14 protein-coding genes are annotated in these 12043 nt (G+C 67.9%); 8 read left to right on the top strand and 6 right to left on the bottom strand.

Translation table 11 applies throughout. From position 1 onward, the window contains the following. Window positions 1-49: 49 nt before the first annotated feature. The gene (locus MRBLWO13_RS04610; RefSeq protein ID WP_341976630.1) at window positions 50-490 is read left to right on the top strand and encodes a hypothetical protein; all 441 of its coding nucleotides are present in this window, start codon (window positions 50-52) and stop codon (window positions 488-490) included. Beyond that, window positions 442-867, top strand: coding sequence for a MerR family transcriptional regulator (locus MRBLWO13_RS04605; protein ID WP_341976629.1), 426 nt, complete (start codon window positions 442-444; stop codon window positions 865-867). Before MRBLWO13_RS04610 ends, MRBLWO13_RS04605 begins: the two co-directional genes overlap by 49 nt. A 2-nt stretch (window positions 868-869) precedes the next feature. Here the strand turns inward: MRBLWO13_RS04605 and MRBLWO13_RS04600 are convergent, their stop codons facing one another. Next, complete coding sequence (locus MRBLWO13_RS04600; RefSeq protein WP_341976628.1) at window positions 870-1694, bottom strand: shikimate 5-dehydrogenase; 825 nt, start codon at window positions 1692-1694, stop codon at window positions 870-872. Between the two features lie 81 nt (window positions 1695-1775). Between MRBLWO13_RS04600 and MRBLWO13_RS04595 the strand changes: the two genes are divergently transcribed. Both MRBLWO13_RS04595 and MRBLWO13_RS04590 read left to right on the top strand, forming a co-directional pair. After that, the gene (locus MRBLWO13_RS04595; RefSeq protein WP_341976627.1) at window positions 1776-2717 is read left to right on the top strand and encodes an endonuclease/exonuclease/phosphatase family protein; all 942 of its coding nucleotides are present in this window, start codon (window positions 1776-1778) and stop codon (window positions 2715-2717) included. 616 nt (window positions 2718-3333) lie between these two features. Then, the gene (locus MRBLWO13_RS04590; RefSeq protein WP_046014597.1) at window positions 3334-3540 is read left to right on the top strand and encodes a cold-shock protein; all 207 of its coding nucleotides are present in this window, start codon (window positions 3334-3336) and stop codon (window positions 3538-3540) included. A 110-nt stretch (window positions 3541-3650) separates the two neighbouring features. Here MRBLWO13_RS04590 and MRBLWO13_RS04585 read toward each other — a convergent pair whose 3' ends face one another. Genes MRBLWO13_RS04585 through MRBLWO13_RS04575 form a run of 3 tightly spaced genes read right to left on the bottom strand, consistent with a single transcriptional unit; the run spans window position 3651 to window position 5894 of the window. Continuing rightward, on the bottom strand, window positions 3651-4316 hold the full coding sequence (locus MRBLWO13_RS04585; protein WP_341976626.1) for an HAD hydrolase-like protein: 666 nt from the start codon (window positions 4314-4316) through the stop codon (window positions 3651-3653). A gap of 30 nt (window positions 4317-4346) precedes the next feature. After that, complete coding sequence (gene nucS / locus MRBLWO13_RS04580) at window positions 4347-5042, bottom strand: endonuclease NucS (RefSeq protein ID WP_341976625.1); 696 nt, start codon at window positions 5040-5042, stop codon at window positions 4347-4349. An 18-nt stretch (window positions 5043-5060) separates the two neighbouring features. Then, entirely contained in the window at window positions 5061-5894 is an 834-nt protein-coding gene (locus MRBLWO13_RS04575; protein ID WP_341976624.1) for a GAP family protein, read from the bottom strand. A gap of 109 nt (window positions 5895-6003) precedes the next feature. Between MRBLWO13_RS04575 and MRBLWO13_RS04570 the strand changes: the two genes are divergently transcribed. Both MRBLWO13_RS04570 and MRBLWO13_RS04565 read left to right on the top strand, forming a co-directional pair. Then, window positions 6004-7203 (top strand): histidine kinase, encoded by a 1200-nt coding sequence (locus tag MRBLWO13_RS04570; protein ID WP_341976623.1) that lies wholly within the window; start codon window positions 6004-6006, stop codon window positions 7201-7203. Next, a complete protein-coding gene (locus MRBLWO13_RS04565) occupies window positions 7200-7862 on the top strand; it encodes a response regulator transcription factor (protein WP_341976622.1) in 663 nt (220 codons plus the stop codon). Before MRBLWO13_RS04570 ends, MRBLWO13_RS04565 begins: the two co-directional genes overlap by 4 nt. Window positions 7863-7877: 15 nt before the next feature. On the opposite strand, the gene MRBLWO13_RS04560 is transcribed toward MRBLWO13_RS04565, so the two are convergent. Then, a complete protein-coding gene (locus MRBLWO13_RS04560) occupies window positions 7878-9101 on the bottom strand; it encodes an MFS transporter (protein WP_341976621.1) in 1224 nt (407 codons plus the stop codon). A 56-nt stretch (window positions 9102-9157) separates the two neighbouring features. Between MRBLWO13_RS04560 and MRBLWO13_RS04555 the strand changes: the two genes are divergently transcribed. Beyond that, window positions 9158-10228: a LacI family DNA-binding transcriptional regulator gene (locus MRBLWO13_RS04555; RefSeq protein WP_341976620.1), complete on the top strand. Its 1071-nt coding sequence runs from the start codon at window positions 9158-9160 to the stop codon at window positions 10226-10228. A 28-nt stretch (window positions 10229-10256) separates the two neighbouring features. Here the strand turns inward: MRBLWO13_RS04555 and MRBLWO13_RS04550 are convergent, their stop codons facing one another. After that, window positions 10257-10859, bottom strand: a complete 603-nt coding sequence (locus MRBLWO13_RS04550; protein WP_341976619.1) for a TetR/AcrR family transcriptional regulator — start codon at window positions 10857-10859, stop codon at window positions 10257-10259. A 144-nt stretch (window positions 10860-11003) separates the two neighbouring features. Between MRBLWO13_RS04550 and MRBLWO13_RS04545 the strand changes: the two genes are divergently transcribed. Then, the gene (locus MRBLWO13_RS04545; protein WP_341976618.1) at window positions 11004-12038 is read left to right on the top strand and encodes a Gfo/Idh/MocA family oxidoreductase; all 1035 of its coding nucleotides are present in this window, start codon (window positions 11004-11006) and stop codon (window positions 12036-12038) included. The last annotated feature ends 5 nt before the right edge of the window (window positions 12039-12043 follow it).

The raw sequence follows: 12043 nt of genomic DNA, 5'->3' as shown, positions 1-12043 counted from the left end.
ACGACGCGGATTTGACCCTGCACCATGGTTCAGGGTCGACGATGGCGACATGACCCAATCCAGCACCATCACACGCCCCCTGACCGCCGACTTCGACCGACCGCGCTGGGGCCGCGCCGGAGCGATCTACGACCTCATCGTGACCGTCGGATTCGCCACACCCTTCACGGCCTCGCTCCTCTTCGACGCCACACGCTGGATCCATGATGCGTTCGACCTCCCGGGCGCTCAGCTCCCGGCCTTCGACGCCGCTGGGCTCATGTTCGTGAGCATGTTCGGCACGGCCGTGACGATGTGGGCTCTGGCTCGAGTGCTCCGCCCTGAGCCGCGGTTCATCGCGATCGACACCGCCGGCAGGGCGGCATTCTCGCTGTGGATGATCTGGGCGCTGTTGAATGGGCAGAGCACGACCGTCGTCGTGTTCCTGATCGGGGAGGTCCTGTGGCTGGTTCTGCAGCTGAGCGGATTGCTGCGCCTGCGCCGGCGCTGAGCATCGGACGCCTCGCCGGCTCCGCCGGCGTGGCGGTGAGCACCGTCCGCTTCTACGAGCGGCAGGGGCTCGTCGAGCCCGACGAACGATCCGCCGCGGGCTACCGCTCGTACACGGCCGACGCGGTGCAGCGCGTGCGGTTCATCCGCCGTGCCCAGCGCCTCGGGTTCACCCTGCGCGAGGTGGGTGATGTGCTCCGCCTCTCCGATAGCCCTGAGCTCATCACCTTCGGCGACGTCGGCGACCAGGTCGCCGAGAAGCTCGTCGAACTCGATCAGAAGATCGTCGACCTGCAGCGCGTGCGAGACGCTCTTGCCCTGCTGATCGAGACCGGGCCCACGCACCCGCGATGCCCGGTGATCGCGGCGATCACCTGAGGTCAGACCGAGGACGCCCGCATGAACTCCTCGGCCGCGCGCACCTGCTCGGTACTGGGGCGGATGCCGGTGTACAGCACGAACTGCTCGAGCGCCTGCAGGGTGGCGACCTCGGCGCCGCTGATCACCGTCTTCCCCGCTGCGCGCCCCGCGATGACCAGCGGGGTCTCGGCCGGCAGTGCGACCACGTCGAACACCACGGATGCGGCGGCGATCGCCTCTTCGGTGAACGACAGGGCGTGCTCGTCCGGGCCGCCGGCCATGCCGATGGGGGTGATGTTCACCACGATGTCGGCGGTGGAGTCGCCGGCATCCGGCATCCATCCGAAGCCGTACAGATCTGCCAGCGCGCGCCCAGCGCCCTCGTTCCGCGCGATGATCGTCACGTTCGTGAAGCCCGCGTCGCGGAACGCGGCGGCGGTCGCCTTCGCCATGCCGCCGGAACCGCGAAGCAGCACCGATGCTGTGGAGTCGAGTCGGTTTCGTTCGATCAGCTGCGCGATCGCCGAGTAGTCGGTGTTGTAGGCCGTGAGTACGCCGTCGTCGTTCACGATCGTGTTCACGGACTCGATCGCCGTCGCGGAGGGATCCATCCGGTCGACGAGGGCGATCACGTCTTCCTTGTACGGCATCGAGACGGCGCAGCCCCGGATGCCGAGACCCCGCACACCGGCGATGGCCTGACCGAGGTCGGTGGGCGCGAAGGCCTTGTAGATCCAGTTGAGGTCGAGCGCTTCGTAGAGGAAGTTATGGAAGCGCGTCCCGTTGTTGCTCGGCCGAGCTGACAGCGAGATGCACAGCGTCATGTCCTTGTTCAGCATCGGCATCTCCCCAGATTACCGATCTGAGGCACCGCGAGTCGCCCCGTCCAGAGACGTCACAGGAGGATACGGACATGATGGTGGTGCATGCGAAACGACGAAAAGACCACGATGCGGCGAACAGGCCAGGCCGCTCGTCGTCGCACCGCGCGCAGGCTGGTCGGGGTCAACGTCGTCATCGCCGTCATCATCGCCTGCGGATGGATCCCCGGGCCGATCGGCACGGCGGTGTCGGTCATCCTGCCGCTGCTCGGCGTGGTCTCGATCGCCGTCGCACTCGCCGTCTTCGTCATCTTTCGTCGCGCGGCCATTCCTGCTTCGGCAGCGGTGATCCTCTGGCTCGTCGCGATAGCGCCCGCTCTTCCGGCCCTCCCTGGGGCACCGACGGCGACCCCCCTGACGATCGCGAGTCAGAACGTGCGCGCGCAGTCCGGCGGCGGCGAGGGATCGGCGACGGACATCCTGTCCCACCACCCGGATCTCATCACGCTCACCGAGCTGGACGACTCCAGCCGGGAAGCGGCGAATCGCGTCTTCGCGGCGAAGTATCCCTACTCCTATGGCGTCGGCACTGTCGGCATCTGGAGCATGAACCCCCTGGTGGCGGAGGAGCCGCTGGACCTCGGGCTCGGATGGAAGCGCGCGCTTCACGTGACGGTGCAGACCCCTGGCGGGGACACGAGCGTGTACCTCATCCATGCCGCGTCGCTGCGGCCGGGAGCGCAGACGGCCCGGGATGACATGCTCGCCGCACTGGCCGCGACCGTGCGCGACGATCCGTCTCCCCAGGTCATCGCTCTGGGAGACTTCAACGCGGCGACCACTGATCCCGCGCTCCGGTTCCTGGGCGCCGAACTGGATCTCGTGCGACCGAACATCGGGACCACCGGCTTCAGCTGGCCGGCTGCGCTTCCGCTCGTCAAGATCGACCACGTGTTCCAGCGCGGCTTCGACGTCGGGTCGGCCACGACGATGCGCGCCGGCGAAAGCGACCATCTCGCCACGCTCACGACGCTGTCGCGACGGTGACCACCGCGGTCTCGGGGGCATCGGGCGCCGGGTGAATCACCCGTGCTGTGCGTCCGTCATCCCCGAAACCTGCGGTCGTGCTGACCATGTCCCTGGGGGTTGGCGATCGCTGCGCGTTGTCAACCCCCGAGGACCTGATCATCCTTCGCACCTATGGTGAAGGCGCATGCACGAGGGGACTCGATCGTCTCCGTCGTTCCCCAGATGGCGGGTGGCCTTCCCCAGATGGCCGACGATCCGTGCATGCGATCGGGCCCACTCGAGTAGTTCAATCCCCAATGGACTATTCGAGGGGGCCGCTCCAGTTCATCCTCCCACGAATTTTCGATTTTGTCCCCCATATGGGGGACAAATCTCCAGAACGTGCGATATGCTGATTCTGACGCACCCTCCGGTCGTCTTCGGCCCTCATCGCTCCCCCCGCGGTGAGGGCCACACAATTTTCCGGGCGAGAAACGCCCGATCCTCCACGCGGCTCCGCGCCGGAGCCACACCGCTCTTGCAACATTTGGATCACCTTCTGGCAGCGGCTATTGCCCTCGGCCCTCGCTCCACTACCGTTAGCGATGTCGGGGCATACCTGCGTCGGCTTCTTCATCAGCAGAACAGGCAGTACATGAGCACCCAAGGCACGGTCAAGTGGTTCAACTCGGAGAAGGGCTTCGGCTTCATCTCCCCCGACGACGGCGGCGCTGACGTTTTCGCGCACTACTCCGCCATCGAATCATCCGGCTACCGGTCTCTCGATGAGAACCAGCGAGTCGAGTTCGATGTCGCGCAGGGCCCCAAGGGCCTGCAGGCAGAGAACATCCGCCCCCTCTAAGGGCGGGCAATACAGAACTCCCTGACCGGAGACGCTTGCGTCTTCCGGCAGGGAGTTCTGTGCTTTTCGGGGATCAGTGGTGTGTCACGGCCTCGAACAGGTGATCGGGATCAGGTCAACAGCAGCGCGCGAAGCTCCTCGACGGTGGCCGCGCGGAACGCCGCCTCATCGCCCTCGTGCAGATCGCTGAACCCCCACTCGACGAAGATCACCGGCACGCCGTTCGCATTGCCGCCCTCGGCGTCGTGGTGCCGATCGCCGATCAACACGGGCCGCGAGGTGTCTGCCCCGCGCTCGCGAAGCCGGCGCAGCGCCTCGGCGACGATATCGGTCTTCGACGCGAGCGTCGCCTCGTCGGGTGTCGAGCCGACGGTCGCCAGGAACGCCGGCCGCAACCCGAAGTGGTCGACCAGCGCATCGACCTGCAGTTCGGGCTTCGAGCTCGCCGTCGCCTGCGGCACGCCCGCCGCGAGCAGGTCGTGGATGAGATCGGTCACGCCAGGGTAGGTGGCGACGTCAGTCGTGTAGCCGTCGGCCTTGCCGAGCGTGCGGTAGAACTTGACACCCTCGGCCGCCTCGGCCGGCGTCATTCCCACCTGGTCCTGGAAGGACTGGAACATCGGCGGACCGATCCAGTGCACGAGATCCTCCCGCGTCGGTGCCGGGTGGCCGAAGTGGGTGAGGGCGATATTCAGCCGACGGAGGATGCCGACGGAGGCGTCGACGATCGTGCCGTCGACATCCCACAGCACGCAGGAATAGGGGGAGTGAGGCATGGATCCAGCCTATGGCGGCGAGGCAGAGCCTCAGAACAGCCGGGGTACTCCGGACTCGATGCCCTTCATGTCGTCATAGTCGAGGACCAGGCAGCGGATGCCGCGGTCCTCGGCGAGCACGCGCGCCTGCGGCTTGATCTCCTGCGCGGCGAACACGCCCTGCACGGGAGAGAGGTGAGGGTCACGCCCGAGCAGTTCGAGGTAACGCGTGAGCTGTTCGACCCCGTCGATGTCGCCGCGGCGCTTCACCTCAACGGCGATCGCCATGCCGTCGGCATCCCGCACCATGAGATCGACCGGACCGATCGCCGTCGGGAACTCGCGGCGCACCAGCGTCGCGCCCTCGCTGATGAGGTCGACCTGTTCGGCGAGGAGCCGCTGCAGGTCGGCTTCGACGCCGTCCTTCTGCAGGCCGGGGTCGATGCCCAGTTCGTGCGAGGAGTCATGGATGACCTCGTAGATCTGCACGCGCAGCGCGTCGCCGGTCTTCTTGTGGGTGACGCGCCACACCTCGGTCACTCCGGCGATGGCCTCTTCCTCACCTGGTTCCTCGGTCGAGAGGGAGCAGGGCGGGCTCATCCAGTTCAGCGGCTTGTAGCTGCCGCCGTCGGAGTGCACGAGCAGACTCCCGTCGCCCTTGTGCACGAGCAGGCGCGTGGCGAGCGGCAGATGGGCGTTGAGTCGACCTGTGTAGTCGACGGAGCAGCGGGCGATGACAAGACGCACCCGTCGAGCCTAACCGTCTCAGCCGCCGAGCTTCGCCAGTGCATCGAAGATGCCGAGTTCGCTCGCCGCCGTGCGCGCGACGAGGAAGCCGATGATCCCGATGATCCAGGCCGTGTTCTCGGCGCCGGTGCGTTCCATCCAGGCGGCGAATCGCTGCAGCGGGCGGGCCACGAGGGGAGCGGCGACGATCCGCAGCACGAGCAGTACGAGCGCGGGCAGGATCATCAGCAGGCAGTAGCCGGCCAGAGCCAGGATCCGCACGCTCACCTCGACGCCGGCGTCGGCGAGCATCGTCATCGCCAGGATGTAGGGGAGCATCGTCGCGACCTCGACGACGCCCGCAGCGATCGCGACGCCCATCACCATTCCCCGCGACGTCTTCGGATCGAGCATCCGATCCCGCCACCGAACGATCCGACCGGGGCGGGGAGGGGTATCCGTGGCTGCCGACGCGGAACGCGCGGAGGTCGGGGACTCGGCGGATGCCTCCACGAGTCCGTGCTGTGCCATGGGCGCAGCATCCACCCGCTCCTTCGGCTTCGACGAAGGCACCGCGAACGCGGCGATCACCAGACCGACGCCGACGACGAGCCGGCAGATGAGACCGGTGGGGGAGCTGAGGAACTCGTTCGCGACATCGACGACGTTCACGAGTCCCCAGAGGAACAGCAAGCCGATGACGAGATAGAACCCGGCGATCGTCGCCAGGTAGAGCACGATCCGCCCTCCTCGGACCCGCCCGGGGCTCAGCAGGAGGAAGACGGGGATCAGCAGCGTGCCCACGCTCAGTCCGTCGAGCAGCGCGAGCACGACGAGGGAGAGGGCGAGCGGCGCCCCGGCGAAGAGTTCCATTCCTCCACTGTGTGGCGCAGCGCTCCGAACCGGATCGGGCGAAGGTCGCGATCCCGCTCTCATCCCTTCGTCGGATGCAGCGGTGGGATCCGCGTGGTTGCATGAAGACATGGACGACCACACGGCTGCACGTCTGGGCGCGTGGTGCCGACGGCACGGCGACGGCCTCACCGCCACCGGCATCGCGGTGTTCTGCGTTCTTGCCGCGGCGTTCGGATTCGACGGCGTGTGGGACGTGTTCTCGGTGATGCCGGAAAACGTGTCTTCGTGGTGGACGCTGGCGACGGCCCTTCCCGGCACGGCGCTGATCCTGGTGAAGCGGCGGGCGCCGATGCTCACACTGCTCGCCGCATCCGCCCTGTTCCTCATCGACGTGATGACGGTCGGCGGGCTCGGCCCGCTGGTCGTGCTGCTCGACGTGCTCTGGACGGCAGTGTTCCTCGCGACTCCCCGCGCCCGGAGCATGCTGCTGATCGCGCTCGCCGTCTCCGTGGTGCTGACCTTCGCCGCCGCGCTTCTCTTCACGGTCGCGACGCCGGCCATCGCCTTCCTGCTGGCGGTGCAGATGGGTGCGTTGCTCGGAACCGACTATTGGTGGGCGGTCGCGGTGTCGCAGGCGAATGAACTCACCGAGCTGCACCGACAGCGTGCGGAGGATGCGGTGCTCGCCGCCGATCGCGACCGCGCCGAAGCCGTGCGACGCGAACGCGAGCAGATGGCTCGCGAGCTGCACGACGCCGTCGCCGGGCACGTGATGGCGATGGCGATCCGTTCGGAGGCGGCGCTCTCGACTCCACCGGACGAAGCCGCCGATCGGTCTGCTCTCCGTGCGGTCCGCGATGCCGGGCTCGCCGCCCACGCCGAGCTCCGCTCGATGATCGCCGTGCTCCGGCAGGGCGGTGACGAGCTGCGACCCATGCTGCGGCTCGACGACCTCGAGGGAATCGTCGAAGCGTCTCGGCGTGCCGGCTTGAGCATCCGGCTCGCGCGTGAGGGCGACGGAGCGGTCGGGGCCGCGGCCGAACAGGCGATCGTCCGCGTCGTGCGGGAGGCCTTGGCGAACTGCGTGCGACATGCGTCGGGCGCAGACGTGGAGGTGCGGGTGGTCGCGAACGGCGGAGAAACCATGCGGGTCGAGGTGGCATCGCGAGGAGGGGCGCCGGTGTCGCAGCACGACTACTCGGGCAGCGGCTGGGGTCTGAGCCTGCTCACCGAGCGGGTCCGGGCGCTCGGAGGAACGTTCAGTGCCGGACCCACGGACAGCGGCTGGTCGGTGCGCGCCGTGCTCCCCATCGAGGTGAGGGCATGACATCCGCCGCATCGCCGCGCGTGCTTCTCGCCGACGACCACGGCGCCATCCGGGAGGCGTTGCGCATCATGCTCGAAGCGCACGGACTGACCGTGGTCGGCGAAGCGGCCGACGGCGATGTCGCCGTGCGCAATGCCGCCGCGCTGCGCCCGGACGTCGTGCTGATGGACCTGCGGATGCCGGGGCGCGATGGTGTCTCTGCAACCAGGGAGATCGTCGAGCGCGGCCTCGGCGAGGTGCTCGTGCTCACCAGCTTCGATGAGGACGAGCTCGTGTTCGGCGCGATCCGGGCCGGCGCCGCGGGATTCCTGCTCAAGACGGCGGATGCCCAGACCCTCGTTCAGGCGGTGCGGACCGTGGCCGCAGGTGAGGGCGTGCTGGACTCTCGCGTGACCCGGCGTGCGCTCGCCGCCATATCGAACTCGCCCTCCGCGACCGACGTCGACGCGACGAGCGAAGGCGTGACCCGTGCCGACCTCACGGCCAGGGAGGAGGAGGTTCTCGACGGGATCCTGCGAGGCTGGTCGAACGCCCAGCTCTCGCATCGCCTGGGGATCTCGGTGCCGACGGTCAAGACGCACGTGTCGAACGTGCTCGCCAAGCTCGGTGCCAGGAGTCGCTCGCATGCGGCGGCCCTGGCTCGTCAGCGCGATCGCTGACGAGCGTCCCGCCGATCAGTTCGCTGAGGTCTTCTCGTCGTCGCGGAGCGGGCGCGCGGCTCCGGAGAACAATCCGGAGGCCACGACGAGCGCGACCAGGATGAACAGGGTGTTCAGCAGGCCGATGTGCTCGCTGATCACGCCGAGCACCGGAGGGCCGCCGAGGAAGGCGACATAGCCGATGGTCGCGGCCGCGCTCACCCGCGCGGCGGCCTTCGCCGGGTCATCCGCTGCCGCCGACATGCCGAGGGGGAAGCCGAGCGAGGCCCCGACACCCCAGAGCGCTGCGCCGACGAGGACGATCGGCAGGGAGGAGCCGAGGATGAACAGCAGGATGCCGGACGCCGCTGCCACCGCGAGCACGCGCAGCACAGCGACGCGGCCGAAGCGATCGACGAGCGGTCCGCCGAACAGGCGCAGCACCGTCATGCCGACCGAGAACACCGCCAGCGCGATCGCGCCGGTGCCCTCGTCGAAGCCGTGGCCCTGTTCGGCGCCGAGCGCGATCCAGTCGTTGGCCCCACCCTCGGCGAACGACATGCCGAGCATGACCATGCCGAGCAGGTAGGTGCGCGGCTCGCGCCACGCCTCGAGGGCGACGTGCATCCGCTGGCGCCACGCCGGCTTCTCGTGACCCTCGGGATCGAGAGCGGCTTCGCGCGCCGGGACCTGGAAGAAGCAGACGACGGCGATGATGGCGATGGCCGCAGCCATGATCGACGCGTGGGTTGCGACATCGATGCCTGATCCGGCCGCGAGAGCGCCAGCCCCGGCGCCGAGAACCGTGCCGAAGCTGAAGAAGGCATGGAACACCGGCAGGATCGTCTTGCCCATTTGCTGCTCGATCGCCGTGGCCTCGACGTTCATCATCACGTCGACGCAGCCGTTGCCGAATCCGAACAGTGCCATGCCGAGGAGCACGACGGGGACCGAGGTGAAGACCGTCGCGCCCAGGCCGATGAGGGCGATGCCCGCGGCGAAGGTGAGCATCGCCATGAGCATTCCGCGCCGCGCGCCGGTGCGCGCCATCACGGCGGGGCTCGTCGAGATGCCGATGATCGACGCGATGCCCATGCCGAGGAGGATCATGCCGACCTGCGCGTTGTCGAGCCCGAGATCCGCCTTGATGCTGGGAACCCGCGACGCCCACGTCGCGATCGACAGTCCGCTGGCGAGGAAGATGGCGAAGATGGCGGCGCGCCAGCGCACGAACTGCGAACGAGTGAGAACGGTATCCATCCCGGAAGCCTATCGAATCGATTCGACCTCAGCGAAACCGGGGGTATCCTCGGAGTATGAGCAGCTTGGACAGCCCGCGCCGCGCAACGATCGCCGATGTCGCGCGTAAAGCGGGAGTGGCGACTTCGACGGCATCGGTCGTCTTCAGCGGCAAGGCCAAGGTCGCCCCATCCACGAAGGAGCGCGTGCTCGCCGCTGCCGCGGAACTCGGCTATGCCGGCCCCGATCCCCGCGCGGCCTCACTGCGGCGCGGGCGCAGCGGAATCGTCGGCGTCGTCCTCGAGGGGCACCTGCGCACGGCCTTTCTCGATCCGGTCACCACGGCGATGATGGACGGCCTCACCGACGGCCTCGCCGAACTCAGCGCGGGCATCCTGCTGATGCGCGACGAGCCGGGTGAGGGCGGCAGCTCGGCGCTGTCGAGCGCCCCCGTCGACGCCGTCGTGCTGATCGGATGCTCCGGCCGCACTCGGGATTCGCTGGAGGTCGTCCGCAGCCGTGGGTTGCCGGTGGTCGTCATCGAGGGGGATGCCGGTGAGGGCATCCCGCGCATCACCCTGGACAACACCACCGCGGCCGCCGATGTCGCCCGGCACGTGCGCGAGCTCGGTCACGAGAATGTCGCCCTGGTCACCCTGCCCCTCGACAGCGCCCGCGAGCGCGGACAGGTCACGGCCGAACGGCTGGCCACTGCCACCGTCGACGTCACGATCCACCGACTCCTCGGCACGCGCGAGGTGTTCCCGAACGCTCCGGCCTTCTCAGCAGCCGGGAGCTTCATCGACGAGGGGCTTCTCGTCGGCCGCATGCTTCTCGCCGATCCGCTGCGCCGCCCGACCGCGGTGATCGCACAGAGCGACCTGCTCGCCGCCGGTGTCATCCGCGCCGCCGAGGAACTCGGGCTGAGCGTGCCCGGCGATGTCAGCGTCGCCGGTTTCGACGGCATCAGCGTCGACGGGCTCGGGGCGCACACGCTCACCACGAGCGTGCAGCCGGCCGTCGAGAAGGGGCGGGCCGCGGGGGAGCAGGTGGCACGGATGCTGCGCGGCGAGCCTGCGCTCACGCAGAATCTCACCTGCCGCTTCCGCGCAGGCACCACCACAGCGCCGCCTTCCGCCGTTCGTTGACGCGTGCCGCGGCGTTTCCCTCGTCCCGTCAGGGGGAGAGGGGGTGCAGCAGGTCGACCAGGAACACGCGCATCATCTCGACGGGATCGCTGCCGTCGGCCAGCCATCGAACCTGAATGCCTTCCCATCCGCCGATCACGACAGCGGCGAGCACCTCGGAATCGCGACCGTCCGCGAGGCGTCCGAGCTCGCGGTCGTAGTCGATGAGATCGGCGTACATCGCGGTGACGCGCGTGTACCGGCGCACCAGCCACGCGTGCGCCTCATGGTCGGAATTGGTGGCCTCCGAGCTGACGATCGAGAACATCCGGACCAACTCCTGTCGGCGCTTGTTGCGCGCGACCATCTCGAGAATCGTTGGGATAAAACCGTCTGCTCGCGACCGCTTGGCCACGTCGGGGTCGGACGCGTCCTCCTGCTCGAGGACGGCGGCCAGGAGGGACACCTTGGTCGGAAAGTGGTGCATCACTGCGCCCAGACTCAGCTCGAGTTGCTTGGCGATCTGTCGGAGAGATCCGCTCTGATACCCGTGGGCAGCGAATGTCGCGGTGGCGGCGGCGACGATCTCCGCCTTGCGCGGAGTGGTCTTCGCGTAGGGGCCGCGCCGTGCGGGCTGGGACTGCTCCGCCATGGGAACAGCGTATCCGAAATAAAAACAATGCACCTGCACTGGTTTTGGGTATAGTCGATGTGGCGTCACGGGCGTCGGCCGCCGTCCGACGCCCGCCCCATCGAATTCACCCGCCGTCACGGCATTGATGAAGGAGTCTCTCTGATGTTTCCGACGACATTCCCCGAGCCCCGCCTGTTCAGCCCGGGCGTAGACACGCCGGGCCTGCGCTGGGGCCTTCTGGCTCCGGGGTGGATTGCGGATCTGTTCGTGTCTGCCGCCCATGCGCACACCGACCAGCGATTCGTCGCAGTGGCATCCCGTTCGGCCGAGCGTGCCAGCGCTTTCGCCAGCAAGCACGGGATTACGCGCTCCTACGATTCATACGAGCAACTCGTCGATGATCCCGATGTCGACGTCGTGTACATCGCCGCCCCGCAGAGCGAGCATCTCGCCCTGGGACAACTGGCGATCGCCGCGGGCAAGCACACCCTGATCGAGAAGCCGATCGCGACCACCCCCGATGAGGCTCGAATTCTCGTCGCAGCTGCACGCAGCGCCGGTGTTCTGCTGATGGAGGCACTGTGGAGCCGGTACCTCCCGCAGGCCGCTGTGGTTCGCGCGCTCCTCGATGACGGCGTCCTCGGGGAGATCCGCGGGGTGGCCGCCGATCACGGTCAGGCGATTCCCGACTACCCGCGGCATCGGCTTCATCGGCGCGATCTCGGCGGCGGAGCACTCCTCGATCTGGGCATTTACCCGGTCCAGCTGGATTCGATGGTGTTGGGAGCACCTACCTCGGTCACAGCGATCGGTGGACTCCTGGACACCGGAGTCGACGCGTACTCGACACTCGTCCTCGGACACGGAGGAATGGTGCAGTCGACTCTCACGACCACCCTGCTGGTACGTACTCCGTCGACCGCGGTGATCGCAGGAACCGAGGCGAGGATCGAGATGGACGGATCCTTCTACATGCCGACGAGTTTCCGCGTCGTGGGCAACGATGAGCACGGATCACTCGTGTGGAACGACCCGACCGGAGTGACATCGATGGCCGGGTTGTCGTGGGAGGCGTCGGCACTGGCCCGCTTCGTGGGTGAGGGGCGAACCGAATCGCCGGTGCACACCCTCGATGAGACGATCTCGATCCTCGAGACGCTCGACGAAGCGCGCCGTCAACTCGACGCAGCCGGCTGATACCT

Source organism: Microbacterium sp. LWO13-1.2 (assembly GCF_038397725.1).
In the GTDB taxonomy this organism is placed as follows: domain Bacteria; phylum Actinomycetota; class Actinomycetes; order Actinomycetales; family Microbacteriaceae; genus Microbacterium.
Note: the sequence above shows the minus strand (reverse complement) of the source record. Positions and strands in the feature narration are given on the sequence as shown.

What these genes read in the sequence shown, in the direction of transcription:
- MRBLWO13_RS04610 (WP_341976630.1), top strand. Translation starts at nt 50, where the DNA reads ATGACCCAATCCAGCACCATCACACGCCCCCTGACCGCCGACTTCGAC.
- MRBLWO13_RS04600 (WP_341976628.1), bottom strand. Translation starts at nt 1,694, where the DNA reads ATGCCGATGCTGAACAAGGACATGACGCTGTGCATCTCGCTGTCAGCT.
- MRBLWO13_RS04595 (WP_341976627.1), top strand. Translation starts at nt 1,776, where the DNA reads ATGCGAAACGACGAAAAGACCACGATGCGGCGAACAGGCCAGGCCGCT.
- MRBLWO13_RS04590 (WP_046014597.1), top strand. Translation starts at nt 3,334, where the DNA reads ATGAGCACCCAAGGCACGGTCAAGTGGTTCAACTCGGAGAAGGGCTTC.
- MRBLWO13_RS04585 (WP_341976626.1), bottom strand. Translation starts at nt 4,316, where the DNA reads ATGCCTCACTCCCCCTATTCCTGCGTGCTGTGGGATGTCGACGGCACG.
- MRBLWO13_RS04575 (WP_341976624.1), bottom strand. Translation starts at nt 5,894, where the DNA reads ATGGAACTCTTCGCCGGGGCGCCGCTCGCCCTCTCCCTCGTCGTGCTC.
- MRBLWO13_RS04570 (WP_341976623.1), top strand. Translation starts at nt 6,004, where the DNA reads ATGGACGACCACACGGCTGCACGTCTGGGCGCGTGGTGCCGACGGCAC.
- MRBLWO13_RS04565 (WP_341976622.1), top strand. Translation starts at nt 7,200, where the DNA reads ATGACATCCGCCGCATCGCCGCGCGTGCTTCTCGCCGACGACCACGGC.
- MRBLWO13_RS04560 (WP_341976621.1), bottom strand. Translation starts at nt 9,101, where the DNA reads ATGGATACCGTTCTCACTCGTTCGCAGTTCGTGCGCTGGCGCGCCGCC.
- MRBLWO13_RS04555 (WP_341976620.1), top strand. Translation starts at nt 9,158, where the DNA reads ATGAGCAGCTTGGACAGCCCGCGCCGCGCAACGATCGCCGATGTCGCG.
- MRBLWO13_RS04550 (WP_341976619.1), bottom strand. Translation starts at nt 10,859, where the DNA reads ATGGCGGAGCAGTCCCAGCCCGCACGGCGCGGCCCCTACGCGAAGACC.
- MRBLWO13_RS04545 (WP_341976618.1), top strand. Translation starts at nt 11,004, where the DNA reads ATGTTTCCGACGACATTCCCCGAGCCCCGCCTGTTCAGCCCGGGCGTA.